Raw genomic sequence first — 21,110 nt, 5'->3', positions numbered from 1 at the left:
CAAAATCCGTAAATTAAAAAAAGGATGCTTTTATACAAAGGTATCCTTTTTCGTCCCTTATCTATTTAATATGAAATTTACTAAAAGTAAATCCTAGTTTCTCCACATAATCCATCCCTAATTCCATACGCGCCGTTTTCAACGGATCCACAACTTGGCAAACTTTTAAATTACCTGCTGCCGATAATAAAAGAGTTGCATCAGCTTTAGACACTGCTAATTCTTCATGTAAAAATGTTACCATATTATGTACAGCACGACTTGCTGCATCATCTAACAATTTCTCTGAAGCAATCGTCATCATTTTTCCTTTTTGAATAGCCATTGGTAACGGCCATTTCTTTTCTTTTATAATTTGAACTGTTACCGTTACCTCACCAGCAACCTCTACACCACTAACACCAATTTCACCATCACCCATCGCTGCGTGTAAATCACCTAACGCTAATAGTGCTCCTGGGACATTAACTGGTAGTAGTAATGTTGTTCCTTCTTTAATCTCTTTACAGTCCATATTCCCGCCATGATCATGCGGTGTGCCACATGAAATGCTCTCTTCTTTCGGTGCAGTACCAATTACCCCAATCATTGGATTAATCGGGATTTGTAGTTCACTTGAAAACAAAACATGTTCATTATGTATTGGGACAATTTTCACTGTATTTTCATTTAACTCATCACCTATTACACCAAGGTTTGCACCTGTAGTCAAAACGCCCTGCTCTGCAATTTTAATCTTTTCAATCGTTACGGCTAATATATCGCCAGGTTCTGCTCCTTTAACATATACAGGTCCAGTGGCCGGATTAATTCGGTTCCAATCTAATTCTTGAAACACAACATCTTCAGAATCGATTTGATTTTCAAAGCAATCATATGTTTCAAATACAAGACTGCTCCCAATTTCCACTTCCATACAAGGCTTATTTTCTGGTGACATTGAGTAAATAATATGGTCTTTATGAATTCGATACATAATACCTCTCCCTTTTGTATTTATCTACTATTACTAATTAGCTCTTTTTATACAAGCTCCTCTTAAAATTAAATGTTATTTTTATGTAAAAAAGCACGCAGATTGTTTTATAACATACACTCTTTACTATAACAGAAAGGTGGTATCACTATGCCCCTTATTCCATACAACGAAAGTGATGTTGATTTACTAGCTCGATTAATTCGTGCTGAAGCTGAAGGCGAAGGTCGCCAAGGTGAGGAGTTAGTTGGATGCGTTGTAGTAAACCGTGTATTTTGTGATTGCTTAGATTTTAAACAACTCCGTACCGTACGAGACGCTGTATATCAAAGCCCCGGCGGATTTGAAGCAGTACAATATGGATATTTTTATCAACGCGCTCGTGAATCAGAAAAAGAAATCGCACGAAAAGTTTTACAAGGTCAATGGCGCTGGCCTGCACGATGGGCTCTTTGGTATTTCCGTCCAGTCGGAGCTTGTCCACCTGAATGGTATAATCAGCCATTTGTAGGACAGTTTAAAAGCCATTGTTTTTATGAGCCAAGTGGTGATGAATGTCCGAAAATGTATTCACGATAGTAAAAAAGAAAACACCGAAAGTACCTGCTTTTATATATACTTTCGGTGTTTTCTTTTTATTCAAGTAATCTAATAGTAAGATAAAATATTTAACTCCTATAACATTTTATTAATCGAATATTCAACATGTACTGAAGTTTCTTAGACTAATAGAAACCAAATGGTATATAAGAGATTATCACTAAATAACAACTTTTAGTTTTAATGTATATATTTGTTTATAAAAAAATGATAAACTAATTTACGCATTGGAAAAATTTTATAATGATAAAAAGGGGATCACTATGAAATTACTACGTTTATTTCTCATTCTAACTCTTGTTGTATTATTAAGCGCATGTGGTAATACAGCAGTAAAAGTCACCAAGGTTCAAAAAAACGGCGAAACAACTTTAAACATTGGCTCCCTGAAAGGGTATTACGATGTACAAACGATCAAAACTGAACAAGGAAATGTACAATTTCCTTTTGATGCAACCGTTGAAGAGGGTACAATTTTATTACAAATCACTAAAGACGATAAGGTCATTTACGAAGAAGAAGTCACTTCTCAAAAAGAAGGTTTACTTTCTTTTGAAGCACCAAAATCTGGATCTTATAATTTAATTGTACGCGTAAAGAACGAAAAAGAAAAAGCAAAAGGTATACAAATACATACAAAACTATAAAAAAAACGGCAAGCGAATTCTAGCTTGCCGTTTTTATTTCTAACTCAATTTTCATAATATATACTTATCGATTAAACGAATTGTTTTGTGTATACTTCATCTTTATTTACATTCTATATTTAGACATTATTCTTAAAAAATCTTCTAAAATAAAAATTAAGTTATGATTTCCGGAATTTTAGTTTAATTACCTAAAAAAATTCTTTATCGCTTCTAATTGAATTTTATGACTACACTCATCACAACAATATACCCCGTTTGGTTTCTCTTTAAATCGCTTATATTTTTCACTGCCTTCGTAAACACGAAATATATTCTTACAAGAAAAGCAAACAATCTCATAAAACATCATATGCATTTTCCTCTCCTTGTTTATACACTTTTTTAATCACTTGTGAGAAGGTCATTTTTCTACAGTATAAATTTTAATATCCTTTGACTAAAAGGTTTACCTCTATTCTTATCGAATTATATTAATATCTTATAACGCGAGGTGAACATCTTGTTCAGTAATATAGAATTAGTTTTAGATGCTAAAGCAAGTTTAGCTGAAGGACCATGTTGGGATGGAAAAAAGCAACTTTTATATTGGGTTGATATTATGGAGAGAAAATTATGCATATACAATCCTACCGCTAATACGAACCGAGTAATTGCTCTCAATCAACAAATTGGCTGTGTTGTTCCATATTTAGAGGATGTACTACTCTTAGCTATGGAAAAAGGCTTTTATTCTATTAATGTAAATACCGAAAAACTGACACATATTTTTGACCCTGAACCACATTTAATAGAAAATCGTTTCAATGATGGAAAATGTGATCCAGCTGGTCGTTTCTGGGCAGGTTCTACAGATACATACGGTATGAATGCTGCAGGTTCCTTATATTGTTTACATCATAATTTGAGTGTAGAGAAAAAAGTTTCACATGTAAATACTTCAAACGGAATCGCTTGGTCACCTGATCATACATACCTTTACTTTATAGATACACCTACTAAAAAAGTGGTTCGCTATCAATATAATATACGTACTGGAGAAATTCATAATCCAAGTGATGTAATCATTTTCTCTGAAAATGATGGTCTACCTGATGGTATGACAATTGACGAAGAAGGTTGTTTATGGATTGCACATTGGGGAGGTTCAAAAATAACTAGATGGAATCCCTCTACTGGAGAACAAATATTAAGTATTCCAATTCCTGCGTTATATGTAACATCATGTACATTTGGTGGGCCTAACTTAACTGATTTATATGTTACAACAGCCAGAACAAGAATGACGGATGACGAATTAAAAGAGTATCCACATGCTGGTGGTATTTTTCGAATTCAAACAAATGTTAAAGGCTGTCCCACCTATTCATTTTGTAATAAAAATATTGGAGCTGAAACAATGTGAACCGTATCGATTACATAAGACAAGAAGAAAAGAAATATCACGACCTTTGCTATGAACAATATAAACTATTTGAAATTGGCTCTTGGCTGTACAAACCGGTTAAAATAGTTATGGACTTGATGGATCACTTTGAAGGACAAAACAACTTGCAAGTACTTGATCTTGGCTCTGGCGTCGGTAGAAATAGCATTCCAATTGCACAAAAGTTAAGAAATACTAGCGGCACTGTTACATGTGTTGATTTACTTAATTCCGCTTTAACAAAGCTACAAACTTATAGCAAAGAACATGATGTATTCGAGGTTATAAAAACAGAACAAGCAGCAATTGAAAACTATCATATTGACTCTAACGCTTATGATTATATCGTTGCAGTATCAAGTTTAGAACATGTCAAATCAGAAGAAGATTTTAAAAACGTACTTCATTCTATGAAAAAAGGGACAAAAAACGGCGGTATTAATTGTTTGATTATTAACTCTAACATACAAGAAATTGATTTAAAAACGAATGAAGAATTAGAAGCTTTAATTGAAATTAATCTCCCAACCGAAGAAATAATACGTCTATTAAAAAGCATTTATAAAGGATGGAAAGAAGTAAAAGTTGAATTAAAAGAATTAGCTTATAATATAGTTCGTAATGAAAGACACATTCAATTAAAAACAAATGCTATAACGTTTGTAGTTCAAAAATAATCGTATAATAAAGATATGATTATTTCTCTCAGATTTATTTTTATTGCACGAAATTTGCAACTATAAATATTTATGAAACAAAAAATAAAAGAGCACTTGTTTCCGCAAGTGCTCTTTTTGGGGATTTTGAGATATCCTATTAAAGAAAGTTAAGGTTACTTAAAGTTAATAGGTACTTCTATTATATGCTTGTCCTTTTTATTTGTGCATAATCAATATATAAACATCTTTAATCATTCTTAATAACTTTTAATTATAGTTCTCTCTTACATTTTATCGTAAAAAAATTGATTGAAGGTTTATTTACCACGTTCTTATTTGGTTCATCAATTTCCGAAACTTGTACTAATCCATATTGATTAAAATCTCGTTTTATAGATTCAGAATCATAGAAGAACATTTTTACGCCTTCCATTATTTCATAATAGTCTTGCTCCAGCTGTTTTCCTTTTCCGTACATTGGGGCTTTTTGAGAAACAGTTGTAAAAACCATATATCCGCCTGGTTTTAACTGATTATAACAATCTTCAATAAATTTCTCTCTTTCCTGTTCATTCAACAAATGAAGAAGTGCATGACTAAATATCCCATCATACAGTTTGTTATTAAAAGGCATCTCATTTACCGAACCGTGATAGATACTAATATCTTCTAGTCCATTTTGCTTTGCTAAATCAATGGCTGTTTTTGAAATTTCAATACCTGTTACATTTATACCATTATCGATAAAAACCTTTGCATTTCTTCCATATCCAATACCCGGAATTAATATGTCTTTAACGTTCTTTTCAAGAAAAAAAAATCTTTTGTCAAAATTGCAGATTCTGTAGATTCAAATCCCCACATCGTTTGTTTTTCGATAAAACTTGATTCCCAAAATTCCATTATGTATCTATCTCCTTATTTTCAATCCATTTTTAGTATCACATTAAAAACTTATAAATTTTAACGCTGCGTCTACCTATGCCAAATTAATTTTTTACCACATTCACTATAAGTCCATTGAATATAGCACAATTATAAGCCTATATCTATTATAATGATTGGTTTAAAATCCACCCTATTTTATTAATCCTTACATTTGTAGAAAAATAAAAAAGCCAATACTTCCGTTATAGTATTGGCTTTTTCTCACGAGAAATTATCTTTTTATATTGTACCGATCTAATACTTTTTCTAACATTTCTAAAGTTATTGGTTGTGCTTCTTTTATTAATTGATAACCAATACGACCATTCGGTTCCGCTGTAACTTGCTGTAAACTCTTTACATCATGGATTCCTTTTTCTCTTAATTGCATATATAGTTGTTGCTCCGACATTTTTGCCTGCATCAAATTCTCTTTTACAATCTCTCCGTTTTCAACAATTATAATGCTACTTCCATTTAGAAATTGTTCCACCTTCCTTGATTTCAATTCAAAGAAATGAATGATAAGTAGTATGCTTGCAAATATGATAGCCGCAAATATAGATGGGACTACTTTTCTACTTAATACAGGTTCCACAATAATACGGCCGATTGATACAACTATAATGATTTCAGCTCTTGTCATTTGGCTGACAGATGCACTACCTGTCATTTTCAAAACAATTATTCCAGTAAAAGTTAATATAATACTTTCCAAAATTATATTCATAATAACCCAATCCTTTAATGGTGTATTTTACTATCATTCCCATTAAAGTTGTGTTTTACTTACCTATTAAGTTGTTAAACCCTTCAGACCATGATGGAAATAAAGGTATCCAACCATACTCTTTACGCGCCTTATTATTGGAAGCTCCTCTTTCCCAACTATCTTTCCCATCTTGAACTTTAGGCTTAGGTGCCCCTATCGCCGCTGCATATATTGGTAACCATTCTTTACTAGTTGCTGGATAATTATCTACAATATTTACGATTCCTGAAGGCCAATTAAGGGCTAGCATAGTAGCTCTTGCAGCATCTTCGACATGTATAAACGAGATTATCCCATCTGATGCAATAATCTCATTATTACGAACTTGATTTGCTATTAATCCGTTTTCCGCATACCATGTTCCTGGTCCGTATAATGTGCCATAACGAAGTATTACCGATTCAGGTAACTCAGTAACAGCTTCTTCTAATTTCAATATGCCATTAACAGTGACTTGTCGAGGCATGGAAGCAGTAATATGTAGTGAATCTTTTTCAGTCGCAAATGTATCCCCTGGTTCATACGCCCATGAAATACTTTGAGCGATTATTTTCTGTACCCCTACATTTTTAGCTGCATCGACAAGGTTACGAGTGCCTTTTGTTCTAATTTTTGCATTATCCTCAAAATCCCATGAAGATAATGACGTTAATTGATGAATAACTACATCGGGATTTGTTTCTTCTAATACAGAAAATACAGCCTTTCTATTAAATACATCAGCTATTACTGGTATGGCACCAACCTTTTTCATTGCTTCTACTTGTGAAGTATTACGGATCATCGCAAAAACTGTATGCCCATTTTTTATTAACATTGGCAATAAAGAACGTCCTATTACACCCGTTGCACCTGCTACAAATATTTTCATATATGTTCCTCCTCATTTAGTAATCATAAATGTGACGAAACATTTGTAAGGTATGTGACAAATATTTGCTCATTTTTTTCGTTATTCATATGAAACATATACTTTTAATGGTTTAATTATCCCTAAACTCAATTCATCAAAGCATTGTATGAGTGAAGTATAATGTATTTCATGTTGAAAGATCTCTTCTATAAATGGTGTTTTTCCTATTTCTTCAAAAAACCAATCTGCATGCTTTTGATAATCGTATCCATCACTTGATCCAATGATTTGCAATTCTTTCTGATAAAAGTTAGCAGTTAATGTTAGTTCTTCTATATTACCATCAGATAGTATACATATTTTACCATTAGTTTTAAGAGCTTTTTGCAAAGTATGGAACCCACTATTTGTAGCAGAACATTCGAAACCATAATTATATGTTTCTATTATTTTCTCTTCTGAATCATATATGTTTTTTGGACCAAACTTCTTTGCAAAATCTCTTCTATTTTTATTAGGCTCAACAACATCCACGTGCTCAATGCCTACATAGTATTTTAAGAAATAACAAGCGAACAAACCAATAACTCCCATTCCAGTTATAAGTACTTTTTCATCATGTCGCGGGTTTAGTTTCAATACTCCTTTAGCAGCATCACATGAAAGAATGGATAATAAAGCAACTTTAGGTTGTATAGAACTAGGCACTCGAATTACTTTATGTACCTTAACTATCCCTATCGTTTCATGTCCATAAAAAGAAACTACTTTATCACCTACGTTTACATGTGTTACTTGATTACCAACTTGAATTACTTCACCATAACTTTCATATCCAGTTTTTCTTGGATAAGAAGGATTCGTTTCCGTAATATCGGATCCATTATACTGTGGTAACTCGGCCCCAATGCTTATCGCTCCTGCGATTGTTTTAACGATAATTTCATCGTCCTGTATGTCCTTAATTTCATTTGTTTCCCACTCAAGTTGTTTAGGCCCTTTTACAATTAACTTATATTGTTCCATTTATATCCTCTCTTTTTATAAAGATGTTATAAGTAATATTGTTATCCATCTAGATTTCGACTAAATTTATTTACCTAATAGATGATAAATTACCCTTGCCCACGTTTATACCTTTAATGCTCCTGTACCTTTCTGTTCAGCGTCTAATACTTTAAGATTACTATTCTGATAACATTTTAAGAAAAGTCGTTGCCGCCCAAATGAAATACGCAAGTTGCGTCACGATATACATTGTAATTTCAAAACCTGTAAGCTTTCTTTCCCTTTTTATTTTCTTTAAATATCTATAAAAACAAAATGAACATAAGATCAGTAAAACAATAGACATTTGATATAGATTATCCACTAAAAGAACTGCCATTTATTTCATCACCTTTCCAATAGAAAGCGGGCTATAGTTCAAGCATACCATAAAAAAGGAATTAATTACCATGTAGTCTAGAGCAAATATTACCCAATTAAAACCAGTCACCTTTTTGAATTTATTCAATACAATGTTATGTAATCGACTACACACGATATAATAGGAGATTACTTTCTTTCACTGCAAATGCTTAGGAGGAAGTTGTACATGCAATTGATTCATAACATAAGAAAGGCATTTAATAACCTATGTAACTACGATACGTTCAATTTAATACACACTATTCAATCATTAAATATTTCACTTCATAAAATAGCTCCTTTTATTACTTCACCAGTTAACCTTGAATACGGAAGGAACATTATCTATCAATCTGAATTTGTAGAGATTTTAGTATTAAATTTCCCCAGCAAAGCAAAGACCTTTGTGCACGATCATGGAATATCTGTAGGATGTATACTAATAGTCAATGGTACGTTACAAAATATAACGTACGAAAATAATAGCGAGCGGATTGAAGAGTTTACAGAGGGAAATATTTTCACAGTAAAAAAAGATACTGTGCATAAAATGTATAATGCTACAGATTCAGCAGTAATAACTTTCCACGTATATTCCCCACCATTAAAAGATGTCCAAATATATGAATAGTCTTTAGAAGGAGGAAATATGCAAAATTTGAAAGATTACTATATAAAGAGCTTACAAGATGGTCGTAACGTTTGGCTCTATGGTCAAAAAGTAGATGTAACTACAGACAAACATTTTGCAGGAACATTAAGTACCATTTCTAATTTATTTACATTGTTTGATGATCCAATACGAAGAGATTCTGTTGGATATGTTAGTCCAAAAACGAAAGAATTTGTTCATACAGCCTTTTTAGTTCCGAATTCCTATAACGAATTATTAATGAGGAGAACCGCTTTTGAAACGTGGAGTTATGCTACAGACGGTGTAATGAGTAGACTATCTGATTACGCAAGATCGAGACTTACTGGCTGGTACGTATCAAAATATTTTTATAAAAAATTCGATGCACAGTTTCCAGATAAAATTACATCTTATTATGAAGAATCGAGAGATAATCACTTATTCTTAAGCGTAGTTCAACGTGATCCACAAATAAATCGATCTACAGAATCAATGTTGAATACAAACGACTTAGGATTACTAAGAGTTACGAAAAAAACTTCTGATGGAATTTATTTAAGTGGTGCTAAAATGATTGGTACTGCTTCTCCTTATTCAAATGATTTATTAATCTATCCATTAGCAAAACTGACTGATACTCAAAAAGATTTAGCTCACTTTCTCATTGTGGCAGCCAATTCCCCTGGATTACATATGGTTTGTAGAGAACCATTTGCGAATACACATTCAATTACAGTTGATTCCCCTCTTAGCTCACAGTACGATGAAATTGATGCACTATTAATCTTTGATAATGTATTTGTACCATGGGAACGAGTCTTACTATATAACAACCCTGAAGCGTTATGGGCAATAAAGTCAGATGTAGCTTCTAGTAGTTTAGCTTATCACCAAGCAATTGTACGATTAATAGTAAAGCTAGAATTTATAACTGCAATTGCTTGTGAAATTGCTGAAGCGATCGGTGCTACTACTTATTTGCATGTTCAAGAGAAGCTTGGGGAATTAATTATGCAAATCGAAACAATTCGCGCACTTTTAATTGCTGCAGAAGTTGAAGGTACTACAAATGAAACGAAAACTTATTTGCCGAATTTTAAATATATCGAAACTGCAAGGAATCTTGGTTCCAAATATTATCCCCGTGCAATAGAAATTTTACAATTAATTGGAGCAGGTGGGTTCATTCAACTTCCTTCGAGCTCGAATGACTTCCAAAGTCCGATAGCTGATTTATTGAAAAAGTACTTTAAAGGAACGAATATAGATGCCGAACAACGCACAAAATTATTTAAGTTGGCCTGGGATATCTTTGGAAGTCCATTAGGATCTAGACACGAATTGTATGAAAGATTTTATGCCGGAGATCCAATACGAAATACAGCTACGCAATATGTAAATTATGATAAAAATCATTTTAAAAAGATGCTAAGTAAATATTTACATTAATGAAAAAGAGCACTCTTTTTTAAGAGCGCTCTTAAAAAACATATAGTTATTCAGTTACATATATAGTTGCTCCGTCCACAACTGCTACTTTTCTCTGTAATGGTTTCATTTTATTCACCTTTAGTTTTCTTCTTATACATGATTCTTATCATATTTTCTCGTATAGACTTCCCCATTCTGAGTAACTAATTTTAATGCAATTTCACCACAAACTCCATGTGGTATTTCAAATTCACCTTGTGCATTTGAAATACTACGCATCTTACTTTCAATTGAATCTTCATAAATTTTCACATTAGTTATAGGTTCGTTATTTTGATCTACGATAATACCTCTTGAATACTTTGCAACTGCTATGCATTGATTCTCTTTTTTTATATTTAGCCACAACCATTACACCAACTACTATAGCGCTACATACAAACAAGAGAATGATTTTTCGCCTCAAAACCAAACAAACCTCCTAATTCAAATTATTCTTTTCTAAACTGAAAATTAAACTGTCTTAATTGCTTGATTTCCCCAATTACTTTACGAATACCTTCTTCAATCTTATCTTCTTTTACATTCGAAACATTTAATTTTAATAGTTTTTCTTTAGGGAAATTCCTCATATAATTCTTATCAATAGTATCGACACTTATTTGCATGTCACCTAATTTTTGTATAAGTGTTTCTGTAACTGTGTTTTTCTGCATTTCTAAACAGGTGTGTATTCCAAATGTGTTTTGTCTATTATATGTAAATAATGATGGATCTTCATTTTGCACTTTTTCTAATGTTTCTGCTAGTTTTATTGATCTATTATAGTAGGAAGAATTAATTTTACTTTTATGACGTTCAAACATACCGCTCTTTATATAAATTTCTAAAGCCGCTTGAGAAATCATCGGACTATCAATATCTAGTATCTTTTTGTATGTATAGAACGCATTTGCAATGGATGGTGGAATGACCGCAACTCCAACCCGTAAACCTGGAAAAATAATCTTCGAATAACTTTTCAAATATATGACATGACTACAATTATCCAAGCTATATAATGGATCTGCTTTTGAATCAGTTTCTAAATCTGCTAAATAATCATCTTCCACTATAAATACATTGTATTTCTTAGCCAATAGTGTGATTTTTTCTTTCTCATCTTTAGAATAAGACGTTCCAATCGGATGATGATATCTCGGTATCGTATAGAAGAATTTTATTTTTCCGGTTTGAAATATTTGCTCCAATTCATTCAAATCGATACCTTCATTCGTACGTTTAATACCGATTACAGGAACTTTATTTATTTCTAGATAATCAATATATAGATGATATGTTGGTTGTTCAATTAATACAGTTTCATTTCCATTCGGAAATGGTATAGAAGTTAATATAGCAAGTGCCTGCTGAACACCGGATGTTATAAAAATATTTTCTTCTTTTGTAAAGACTTGATAATTTGCTAGTTGTTTTTGAATAACTGGTATTAAAGATGGTAAGCCTTTCGGCGTTCCATATACAAACAAATCATTTTTATACGTATCAATAGCCTTATTAATACAATGTTGAAAATCTAAATACGGAAAAACATCTGGATCTGGTGCTGAGGAGGCAAAATCAATTATCTCGTTATTTTCTATAGTACTCTCTGATTTTTTAACAACGTAGTATCCACTTTGAGGGACAGAATATATAATGTGACGCTTTTCTAATTCATGAAGAGCACGTATAACTGTTGCCTTATTACATTCATATTGCGTAACGAGTGACCGTATAGACGGTAATTTCTTTCCTTCTCTTATTTCTCCATTTTGAATCATATTTTCTATGTCGTTTAAAATATGTAAATACTTATACATCTTACACCTCCTTCAGTAATTCTATAGATTTTTCATTTATATAGCATTCATTCCTCAATTAGTTAATTTTCCGATCATCTATATCGTAAATCCCAATAGCATATGAATCATTTTCAATCCATTTCTTTACTGCTTCTGTTTTAAGTACCCCTTCAACTTCTTTTTCTATTTTCTGTCCAAGTTCTCTCGCCCCTACTTCATCATCGCTAATCTTAGTTTTTATATCAATGGTAACAGGTTGATTCTTTTTATAATTTATTTGCTGAATACCAAACCATTCATATCCATTCTTTCTCAATACGTCATCAAATATCTGTCCAAAAACTAACTGCCATCTTTGTTCTGCATTTACAATCTCTTTGTTTCTTTGAGATATATTTACTTTATAGGACATAATGCCTTGAATTTGCAATCTTTTATTAATTTCTTTTTTTATTTCGTTAGCATTTTCGCTATCAGCAATCTCTAAATCTACTATTCTTGCTTTTTCATCCCATATAGCAGCACTAAAAAAAGATTCCTGCTTGACTGTCGCTGTAGCAATACCCATAACTATAGAATCTTCACTTTTAGATTCTTCCATTTCAGGCTCACAAGCACACAATAAAGCAATTGAAAATAAAAATACAATCAACTTCTTTCCTCTTTTCATTGCACTTCCCTCCGTAAATTTTCATTTACGATAAACTTTTACTTTCACATATAAATACCTTCTATAATTTAACATTATTTCACATTTTCTCCTCTTAAAAAGGGAATTACAATTAATAAATAGAATATCTCCATGAATACATAAAAAGTGAGGGATATATAATGCAACGTGTAAATACGATTGATATTAGTAATGTACTACAATTGGAAAAAACTCTTTCGACTTTATTAAATAAAATGATTTCTTCAAAACTAGACCTTGAAAATTGGTTAAAAGAGCAGTCAAAAGTAATTTGGGACATCGAAGAACAATTAAGATCACATTACATCGCCTTTCAATGTAATACGGATGATGAAGAAATAAAGGATACTTTTGAACATGATCAACAATTTGTAAAGCCACTTTTAAAGCGGTATCAAAATTTATTGGATAATAAATATTTAGAGTCACCTTTTCGAATGGAATTAGATTCTAACGTATATGGTTTATTAGATACAAAAATAAAAAATGCTCAAAAGTTATTTTGTGAGGAAAATATCGAATTAGAAATAAAGGAAGACAAATTAATCACAGAGTACTTTGAAATCACTGGAGGATTAAGTGGAATTTGGGACGAAGAAGAAAAAACGATAACAGAATTACAATCCTATTTACAAGATTCGAATCGTGACACCCGTAAAAAGGCAAAAACCATTATTTCTGAACAATTTTTATCTGTTGAAAAAGAACTCCAAAATATATTAAATCAATTAATTGAAATTCGCCATCAAAAAGCAAAAAATATTCAACTAGAGAATTATCGCGATTATATGTTCAAAAAATACGAGCGTTTTGATTATTCAGCGAAAGATTGCTATGAACTAGCTGAATCCATACGTAAGTATGTTGTGCCTCTTAAAGATAAAATATTGCTAGAGAAAAAAGATAAACTGCAAATTGATACGCTTCGCCCGTGGGATGTATCAGCTGTAACTCCAGATCAAAAAGTACTTAAACCTATTGCAAATGAAAATGATTTAATTGAAAAGAGCACTCATATCTTTAATAAACTAGATGTTGAATTTTCAGCACTTTTAAACCGAATGTATAAACACAATTGTCTTGATTTAACAAGCCGCAAAGGAAAAGCAGCTGGTGGCTTTTGTGAGTACTTACCAGCTTCACAATTATCTTATATTTTTATGAACTTAAATTATACACAAGATGATATTGTCACTTTTATACATGAAATGGGTCATAGTATTCATAACGAACTCATAAAACCATTAAAATTACGACAGTATATAGAAATTCCAGCTGAAACAGCTGAGCTAGCCAGTATGACAATGGAGTTATTCTCGCTTAATTATTGGGATACCTTCTATACAGACAAAAAAGATTTAAAACAAGCAAAAATTAACTTCTTTAAAGATGTTATTTCATATTTACCTATTATGCTTATTGTCGATCAATTTCAACACTGGCTGTATGAAAATCCAAGTCATACTTCTGAAGAAAGAAATGAAAAATACTTACAACTTCAAAAACATTATCAGTCTAGCGTCATACATATTGATGGCTACGAAAACTGGATAGCAACGAGTTGGTTACCTGTACTCCATATTTTTGAAGTACCATTTTATTATATTGAATATGCGATCGCCCAACTTGGTGCATTACAAATGTATAAACAATATAAAGAGGATCCTAAGCAAGCGCTAGAAAATTATAAAAAGGCATTATCACTAGGAAGCTCGCAATCTATAAAAGAAGTGTATGATGCAGCCGGTATTCGTTTTGATTTTTCTGGTGAAACAATTAAAGAACTAATGCTATTTGTAGAAAAAGAATTAGAATTACTTGAGCAATTATAAGAAGAAAGCTGCACCTATATTTTGGGTGTAGCTTTCTTCTTTATTTTATTAATCAGCTCTATGTACTGAGTATCTCCATATCCGATTGTTGGAAAAAGATAAAACAACTTTATTAATAATTCACGAGTTGATAAATCTTTATTTTTAGAGATGAATTTCATTACTGCATTATCTTCTGTTAACATTTCTAAAAATAAGTCTATAGCCTGATACATTACAGGTGGTACTTTATGAGAGGTCTTTTTATGGTTTACTAATACTTCATTGTATATAGAAGAATAATTCCCCAATTCAAGTTCAATTTGATTTACTTTAAATTCATCCTCTCTAAAGCTATTTAAGTATACCTTCCCTTCATAAGCAGACTGTTCAAGGTGAGAAAGTATGGTAAGTAGGTTCATTTGGCAAAACATATCTTCACCAAACCATAGAACAATACATTTATACTTTTTCGTAAAAAGGTTTTCTAACGGATCTATAACCTTTTTTATATAACTTTCTACTGAACTGTTATGTCCTTTCGCTCTTGTTTTAATAAACTCTTCATTAAAAACTTGAGTAGTAGCCGAGTTCACACACATTGCCTCATTAAATGGGGCATAATCAGAATCACCCATTAGCTTTTCGTTTTTAAATTCTTCATACATAACTTGACCATTTAATATGTTAAGTACCTCTTTATCAAATAGCTCACTCTTCCTATCTCGTAACTGTTCAACCTCTATTTTTCTAGAAATATTCATTTTAAACGCCCCTTCTTTATTTAAATTTAGTTTAACAAATGATTGAATAGGCATTTTGTTAAGTTGATATTCTCTTGGATTCATTCCAAAAACATTTTTACATATTCGATTTAGCCGTTCCTATTTATAGTGCGATAGAATATTCATTTGCTGGAAATGGGAATATCGTTGACTATGAGTATTCTATTACAAAAGCACTATTTGAAGGCTACCAAGAGGAAAATGAGCTACCAAAAGAGATGAAAGACAAGTTTCCGTTATTTATTAAATTAAAGGAGATTTTTGAATATAGCTTAATACATATGTATTGGGATAAAGAAGAATTAACGGAGGAACAAGTACGGATTATGAACCTTTATAGGATGAAGATCGAAAATAATAATACCTATATCAATATTTAAGAATGCTGTTGTTTAACTGCAAGGAAACTTTGGTTAAACAACAGCATTTATTAATTAGCTGACAACCTTTTTTATGACTTATAAATACTGATTCAATAATCTTTTCAAATACACTTCATTTTGCGGTGATACTTTTTCAGAAAATCTAGCTGCAATAATAATAGGAGCCCATTGAAAAACTTCATCTCTTGATATGCCGGTACGACTGCAATATATATGTAAATACATCTCAGCTAATTCTACCGAAGATTGTGAGTACAACAAGTATGTTCGAAATACATCTGCGCGAATATCACCTGAACTAGCATCTACCCAATCTATAACTTTCACTTTCTCTTCCTTATCCAAAATCAAATTAAATGGATGAAAATCTCCATGACATAGCCTATAATCAAATGTAATAAAATCTAATTTTTGTAATATATCCTTCTTTTTGCGTTCATCCAATTTATGTACAGATTTAATTTGACGCTCTAACCTTTCCCTCATTAACTCCATTTCATCTGTATTCACATGTATAGCATGGATTTTTTTTGCTCATTAACACAAAGTCCGATATAACGCTCTGCCTCATTTAAATTATTAAGTAGGAGATAACCAACACTGTCCCCTTTTACGTATTCCATAATAATTGCCTGTCTATCGTGTATCTTTGTCACTTCAAATACGTTTGGAACTGGCAGTCCGCATGAATACGCATATTTTTGTTTTTTTGCTTCCTTTATAGACTCTGTATCTGGGAGGTAATCTTTAAATAATTTTACAACCTTATCATCAGTTAAATAAATTTCTGCAGTATTCCCTTTTGCAATTGGATTACCTAAAACCACTTCATTTCTCCCCTTAACATAAATTAAAATAACACCTTATACTTCTCTTTAAATTCACTGTAACCCTAGCTAAAACCTTTTTCACGAATATACAAAAAACTTACCGCTTTTCATCCTTAAATAGAAAGCGGTAAGTTTAATTGTTTAGGAATATCAGAATGAAACTCTGATGTATGCACAATTGAAAATGTATATCCTTGCTCAATAAATGATACTTCATTACGTTTACATTCAAATGATACACTATTTTTCTTAAAGTTATTTTGGATTCGCTGTAAAAATGCGACGTCTGGTGTTCCAAAAGAAACGTGTACTTTCGGTGATAGAGCTTTCATCGCGATTGGAATCCAAGGTCGCTGCCACCAAGTTGCGACGACATAAGCAGTGCCACCAACTACAAAGTTAAAAATATCCCCGTCTTCCATCGTTTTCATATTTAGATTTGATTTTAGCCATTCCGTAAAAACAGGTACACTTTTAACAGGAAGACCAATTTCCCTTACATATAAAATGTTTAAAGGTGACTGCGGTACTAATACATCTTCTTTAACATAACTATGCGCGATAATTTCGAGTAGATTTCCATCTCCGTCTTTAAAGTATAAATTGAATCGACCATCCTCTTCATCAATTATATGACCATCTTTCCATTTCACAATGAGTAATCCAGACTCCTCAAGCCATCTTGCTGTTTCATGGAATTTTGAATATGGGATTTCAAAAGCAAAATGTGCAGGTGCAATTGGTTCATACACTTCTTGAAAACTAATTGTTGTATAAGGTGTTACTTCAAATTGAATGAAGGATGCTGTTTCTTTTTTTATTGGAAAAGATAATATGTCCTTATAAACTTGTTTTACCCCTTCTATCGAAACCGTTTGTAGTTTTATATCTGATATATGTGTAATCACTTTACATTCCCCTCATTTCTTATTATCTATTCGTATTGTATTACACTTATAAATAGATAAAATCAAACGGAAGGATGGATTTTTCATATAGAAACTACAACTTTAGTATGAATATGTTAGCTCCAATTATTTTTTATTTCCACTATAACAATTTCTGGTTTATCCCAGTGCAACATGTGTGTAGTATCAGGAATTACTTTTACTATACTGTCCGTTTTCTCTTTAAAAACATGTACTGTCTTATCTCTATAATCCGCCCAAACTTGTGGGACTGTAGCTCGAAGTAATACAATATTAGCCGGTAGCTTCTCATATATATCTATCGTTTCATCTTTATGCATACCTCTTATTATATTACTAGCTGTATTCCCCCTGGCATGCCACCATACTTTATTATCCATTTCGATCCCTAGATCCTTTACAGCAACTTCTAACAATGAAGACCACCTAGTATAAGCTTCTTTTTCACTTTTGAAAAATTCGTCCCAATTATTAAAAACGTATTCATCAAAGTCTTTTTCATAATAAGCAATTTCTTCTTCCAACGCTTCTTCTTGAAGCCTTTTTGTTTGATATCCACCATCAATAAGAATACTTCCTTGTACTTTTTCTGGATGATTTAACAAATAAAATAACGCTACAAAACTTCCCCATGAATGTGATAGAAAATAGAAGTGTTCGATTCTCAATTCATTTATTATTTCATTTAACCAATTTGCTAAATTTTGCATCTCATAATCTTCTGTTCTTTCAAATGGCGGGGTTTTACCGTGTCCAGGTGCATCAACGGAGATAAATCTATACTCTTCTTTTAATTCTTCAGCAATTTCTATAAAACTTAAACTCGTACTACCTAATCCATGTAAACAAAAGATAACGGGCTTGTCATTATTCCCCCATTCAGTAATATGTACATTTATTTTTTCATTGCTAATATAGTAACGTTTCAAAACATTTATCCTCCATATTTTGATTTTTTAATTTATACTTTATTTATTTCTATTATTTTCAAGTATTTCCTGTATTCTTTTCCACACAAAAAGCTGCTTTTCATTTAAAGAAAAGCAGCTTTTACACTAAAATATATTATAATTTAACAGCGATAATCATAAATCTTTTTGAATTCGTACGAATCCCTTTTTCAGAACTATTCGTTTCAATGAACTTTTGTAAAATAGTAAAATCTTCTTCCTCTTCTCCAAATCTAGGAATAATAGGCGTATGTTTTAATAAGAAAATGAGATCTTCAGACGTACTGTAATAATCAGTAACATCATATTCACGTACTTGCACGAGATCAAATCCTGCACTAATAAGTTCATCCATATACTTTTCTTTTAAAGTGCCATCTCGTTCATCTAAGCATTGTCCTCTGCCAAATGCTTCTTTCAGGTTTAATTTATCATTCTCACTTACTTGTTGCGTTAAGAAAAAAGCACCCTTTTTCATTACTTTCGCTAACTCAGATGCCAGAAACGGGGCATGACAACTTGAAGCAATATCAAAATGTGCATGTGGAAATGTTAAAGCTTCAGAACCCATTTGAAGAAACTCAACATTTTGTACACCTGATTTTTTCAAGTTGGAATGTGCCGTTTCAATCATGCCGTTAGAATTATCAATTCCAATCAACAATTTAGCTGATGATGCTATGTTAAGTACATTTTCTCCTCCGCCTGTACCAACATCAAGTAAAATATGTGATGGTTTACACCTTTCTTTTACCTCACTATAAAAGTCCCATGTATCTCCTACAGTTTCACATTTTATTTTACTAAAATCCCATCCATTTAATCTTCCTACTTTATCATAGAAGCTTTTATACTCTAATTCGTTCATCTTATTATTTCCCCTTTGTAAAAATAAATTAAATATGTATAATAACCTACGACACTCCTTAATTATATATTATAAAATACAAATTATTAAAACAACATTTCCCTTCAAACCACAATAAGTTTACATAATATTTTTATTGTTTATCTTTATCTATATATTCTAAATGCCCTCTTCCCCAACTACACATACTATCCAAAACAATACTGACTGTTTTTCCATGCTCAGTTAAGCTATATTCTACTTTAGGTGGTATTTCTTGATAAATTTCGCGTTTTATTAGTTGATCTTGCTCTAATTCACGTAATTGCTTTGCTAACGTCCCTTGAGATATATCTGGTATTAATCTCTTTAATTCACCAAAACGTTTCGTTCCATCTGTTAGCAAAATAAACAAAATGAGTGGCTTCCATTTCCCACCGATTATTTGTAATGTTGCTATTACCCCTTTTAACTTCGGTTCTTGTAAATCCATTTTTCTCACCTCTCCTCAGATATCATAAAGTGAAACTTTAATCAGTGGGGGTTTTGTTCATCCCACACTGATTATTAGTTGAACCAATCGGGCTTTTACGGGCAGTTGATCTCTTACCTAACTTCCTTGCATTTTCCTAACTTTGAGGTGAGAGTTTTACTGCCCGTTAATGCGGGATAAACAATATGTAGAAATTTTTCGTATTACTTATCCGCATAAATAGCAATTAGTACGAAATTTGCGACTATGTACATATAAAGTGCGTACTTTTCACTTGCTCCCTTTTAGCGAATAATAAAAGCATAGCACAGTTATATTCTAAAGTTTTTTATTAAAGGAGTGGCTAAAATATGTCTATTACTACATTAGAAAATAGCCGTATTGTTATCATTGGCGGGAGTTCTGGTATTGGATTAGCAACAGCAACTCAAGCAATTAAACAAGGCGCACATGTTATTATTGCCGGACGCTCGGAAGAAAAATTAAAAGTTGCTCGAGAAGTAATAAATAACAATCATCTTCAAACTTATATATTGGATAATCAAAATAAAGAGCAATTACAAAATTTTTTCAAGACAGTTGGGAACTTTGATCATTTATTCACACCGGGAGCCTCTTATACACTTGGACCAATTACCTCTACAGAGGAAATTGCTGAAAGTAGCTTCATCGGAAAGTTTTGGCCTCAATATTATGCCGTAAAATATGCAATTCCTTTTCTTTCAAACTCTGGATCGATCGTGTTAATGTCCGGTGCCTTTAGTCAAAGACCACTTAAAGGTGCGCCTGCTTATGGAGCTTGCAATGGTGCTATTGAAAGTTTAGGGAAGGCCTTAGCTGTGGAATTAGCTCCTATTAGAGTTAATGTGGTTTCTCCTGGAACAATACAAAGAGAAAATGAACAAAATGAAAATAGACTAGTTGCTTACGAAGCTTATAAATCTCTTTCACTTGTACAACGAGCTGGATATAATGATGAAATTGCACATACTGTCCTATATTTAATGCAAAATAGTTTTACTACGGGTAATGTATTATTTCCTGATGGAGGGTACACATATCATTAATTATTAAAAATTTAATGCCTCCTTGTATTAACTAGTATTAAGGAGGCTATTATTAACTAAAAAAGGGATATATTAATGTAGGATCTTCTTTCAAAAGTTCTGCTAACAACAATAATTGCGGAAAAGGTCATAAGATTAACTCTTT

General features: G+C 32.0%; 22 protein-coding genes and 3 pseudogenes. 9 read left to right on the top strand and 16 right to left on the bottom strand.

All coding sequences use genetic code 11. From position 1 onward, the window contains the following. Positions 1 to 61: 61 nt before the first annotated feature. Entirely contained in the window at positions 62 to 976 is a 915-nt protein-coding gene (locus tag DN399_RS12385) for an acetamidase/formamidase family protein (protein ID WP_000285661.1), read from the bottom strand. Between the two features lie 150 nt (positions 977 to 1,126). On the opposite strand from DN399_RS12385, the gene DN399_RS12380 reads away from it, so the two are divergent. After that, a complete protein-coding gene (locus DN399_RS12380; protein ID WP_001128402.1) occupies positions 1,127 to 1,555 on the top strand; it encodes a cell wall hydrolase in 429 nt (142 codons plus the stop codon). Between the two features lie 284 nt (positions 1,556 to 1,839). Continuing rightward, positions 1,840 to 2,223: a BA_1872 family lipoprotein gene (locus DN399_RS12375; RefSeq protein ID WP_000771814.1), complete on the top strand. Its 384-nt coding sequence runs from the start codon at positions 1,840 to 1,842 to the stop codon at positions 2,221 to 2,223. Positions 2,224 to 2,410: 187 nt separating this feature from the next. Here the strand turns inward: DN399_RS12375 and DN399_RS12370 are convergent, their stop codons facing one another. Further along, positions 2,411 to 2,581 carry a DUF2197 domain-containing protein gene (locus tag DN399_RS12370; protein WP_000551048.1) on the bottom strand — a complete coding sequence of 57 codons (171 nt, stop codon included), beginning with the start codon at positions 2,579 to 2,581 and terminating at the stop codon, positions 2,411 to 2,413. A 144-nt stretch (positions 2,582 to 2,725) separates the two neighbouring features. Between DN399_RS12370 and DN399_RS12365 the strand changes: the two genes are divergently transcribed. Beyond that, positions 2,726 to 3,628, top strand: coding sequence for an SMP-30/gluconolactonase/LRE family protein (locus DN399_RS12365; protein WP_025709570.1), 903 nt, complete (start codon positions 2,726 to 2,728; stop codon positions 3,626 to 3,628). Then, positions 3,625 to 4,326: a class I SAM-dependent methyltransferase gene (locus DN399_RS12360; protein WP_098528812.1), complete on the top strand. Its 702-nt coding sequence runs from the start codon at positions 3,625 to 3,627 to the stop codon at positions 4,324 to 4,326. Before DN399_RS12365 ends, DN399_RS12360 begins: the two co-directional genes overlap by 4 nt. A 253-nt stretch (positions 4,327 to 4,579) precedes the next feature. Here DN399_RS12360 and DN399_RS12355 read toward each other — a convergent pair. The 5 genes and pseudogenes from DN399_RS12355 to DN399_RS12335 form a co-directional block, all read right to left on the bottom strand. After that, a pseudogene (locus tag DN399_RS12355) lies at positions 4,580 to 5,211 on the bottom strand (class I SAM-dependent methyltransferase). Between the two features lie 256 nt (positions 5,212 to 5,467). After that, on the bottom strand, positions 5,468 to 5,965 hold the full coding sequence (locus DN399_RS12350; protein WP_001021411.1) for a DUF421 domain-containing protein: 498 nt from the start codon (positions 5,963 to 5,965) through the stop codon (positions 5,468 to 5,470). 55 nt (positions 5,966 to 6,020) lie between these two features. After that, positions 6,021 to 6,878 (bottom strand): NAD-dependent epimerase/dehydratase family protein, encoded by an 858-nt coding sequence (locus DN399_RS12345; protein ID WP_006929510.1) that lies wholly within the window; start codon positions 6,876 to 6,878, stop codon positions 6,021 to 6,023. 81 nt (positions 6,879 to 6,959) lie between these two features. Further along, a complete protein-coding gene (locus tag DN399_RS12340; protein ID WP_078439914.1) occupies positions 6,960 to 7,886 on the bottom strand; it encodes a zinc-binding dehydrogenase in 927 nt (308 codons plus the stop codon). Positions 7,887 to 8,046: 160 nt separating this feature from the next. Next, entirely contained in the window at positions 8,047 to 8,247 is a 201-nt protein-coding gene (locus tag DN399_RS12335) for a hypothetical protein (protein ID WP_000279689.1), read from the bottom strand. A gap of 210 nt (positions 8,248 to 8,457) precedes the next feature. On the opposite strand from DN399_RS12335, the gene DN399_RS12330 reads away from it, so the two are divergent. Continuing rightward, entirely contained in the window at positions 8,458 to 8,901 is a 444-nt protein-coding gene (locus tag DN399_RS12330; protein WP_001176008.1) for a cysteine dioxygenase, read from the top strand. Positions 8,902 to 8,919: 18 nt separating this feature from the next. Further along, positions 8,920 to 10,353: a 4-hydroxyphenylacetate 3-hydroxylase family protein gene (locus tag DN399_RS12325; protein WP_149149629.1), complete on the top strand. Its 1,434-nt coding sequence runs from the start codon at positions 8,920 to 8,922 to the stop codon at positions 10,351 to 10,353. A gap of 132 nt (positions 10,354 to 10,485) precedes the next feature. Here the strand turns inward: DN399_RS12325 and DN399_RS12320 are convergent. From DN399_RS12320 to DN399_RS12310, 3 genes and pseudogenes are all read right to left on the bottom strand, one after another. Further along, a pseudogene (locus DN399_RS12320) lies at positions 10,486 to 10,801 on the bottom strand (hypothetical protein). A 25-nt stretch (positions 10,802 to 10,826) separates the two neighbouring features. Next, the gene (locus tag DN399_RS12315) at positions 10,827 to 12,197 is read right to left on the bottom strand and encodes an aminotransferase-like domain-containing protein (RefSeq protein WP_149149628.1); all 1,371 of its coding nucleotides are present in this window, start codon (positions 12,195 to 12,197) and stop codon (positions 10,827 to 10,829) included. A gap of 58 nt (positions 12,198 to 12,255) precedes the next feature. After that, the gene (locus tag DN399_RS12310; protein WP_149149627.1) at positions 12,256 to 12,849 is read right to left on the bottom strand and encodes a DUF4030 domain-containing protein; all 594 of its coding nucleotides are present in this window, start codon (positions 12,847 to 12,849) and stop codon (positions 12,256 to 12,258) included. Positions 12,850 to 13,010: 161 nt separating this feature from the next. Here DN399_RS12310 and DN399_RS12305 point away from each other — a divergent pair, with 161 nt between their 5' ends. After that, positions 13,011 to 14,702 carry a M3 family oligoendopeptidase gene (locus tag DN399_RS12305; protein ID WP_016122561.1) on the top strand — a complete coding sequence of 564 codons (1,692 nt, stop codon included), beginning with the start codon at positions 13,011 to 13,013 and terminating at the stop codon, positions 14,700 to 14,702. A gap of 14 nt (positions 14,703 to 14,716) precedes the next feature. Here the strand turns inward: DN399_RS12305 and DN399_RS12300 are convergent, their stop codons facing one another. Next, positions 14,717 to 15,529 (bottom strand): AraC family transcriptional regulator, encoded by an 813-nt coding sequence (locus tag DN399_RS12300; protein ID WP_231691984.1) that lies wholly within the window; start codon positions 15,527 to 15,529, stop codon positions 14,717 to 14,719. Here DN399_RS12300 and DN399_RS12295 point away from each other — a divergent pair. After that, positions 15,520 to 15,846 carry a protein kinase gene (locus tag DN399_RS12295; RefSeq protein ID WP_016122559.1) on the top strand — a complete coding sequence of 109 codons (327 nt, stop codon included), beginning with the start codon at positions 15,520 to 15,522 and terminating at the stop codon, positions 15,844 to 15,846. The two genes, DN399_RS12300 and DN399_RS12295, sit on opposite strands and share 10 nt — an antisense overlap. Positions 15,847 to 15,924: 78 nt before the next feature. On the opposite strand, the pseudogene DN399_RS12290 reads toward DN399_RS12295, so the two are convergent. From DN399_RS12290 to DN399_RS12270, 5 genes and pseudogenes are all read right to left on the bottom strand, one after another. Further along, positions 15,925 to 16,676, bottom strand: a pseudogene (locus tag DN399_RS12290) (aminoglycoside phosphotransferase family protein). Positions 16,677 to 16,792: 116 nt separating this feature from the next. Next, positions 16,793 to 17,587, bottom strand: a complete 795-nt coding sequence (locus DN399_RS12285; RefSeq protein ID WP_102956490.1) for a VOC family protein — start codon at positions 17,585 to 17,587, stop codon at positions 16,793 to 16,795. A 116-nt stretch (positions 17,588 to 17,703) separates the two neighbouring features. Continuing rightward, positions 17,704 to 18,537 (bottom strand): alpha/beta fold hydrolase, encoded by an 834-nt coding sequence (locus tag DN399_RS12280; protein ID WP_149149626.1) that lies wholly within the window; start codon positions 18,535 to 18,537, stop codon positions 17,704 to 17,706. Between the two features lie 136 nt (positions 18,538 to 18,673). Continuing rightward, positions 18,674 to 19,426: a class I SAM-dependent methyltransferase gene (locus tag DN399_RS12275; protein ID WP_149149625.1), complete on the bottom strand. Its 753-nt coding sequence runs from the start codon at positions 19,424 to 19,426 to the stop codon at positions 18,674 to 18,676. Between the two features lie 133 nt (positions 19,427 to 19,559). Continuing rightward, positions 19,560 to 19,898: a winged helix-turn-helix transcriptional regulator gene (locus tag DN399_RS12270; protein WP_149149624.1), complete on the bottom strand. Its 339-nt coding sequence runs from the start codon at positions 19,896 to 19,898 to the stop codon at positions 19,560 to 19,562. Positions 19,899 to 20,248: 350 nt separating this feature from the next. Here DN399_RS12270 and DN399_RS12260 point away from each other — a divergent pair, with 350 nt between their 5' ends. After that, on the top strand, positions 20,249 to 20,965 hold the full coding sequence (locus DN399_RS12260) for an SDR family oxidoreductase (RefSeq protein ID WP_048535362.1): 717 nt from the start codon (positions 20,249 to 20,251) through the stop codon (positions 20,963 to 20,965). Positions 20,966 to 21,110 lie beyond the last annotated feature (145 nt).

Source organism: Bacillus sp. AR4-2 (assembly GCF_008274865.1).
GTDB classification, from domain to species: Bacteria; Bacillota; Bacilli; order Bacillales; family Bacillaceae_G; genus Bacillus_A; species Bacillus_A cereus.
This window is presented reverse-complemented; position numbering and strand designations above follow the sequence as displayed.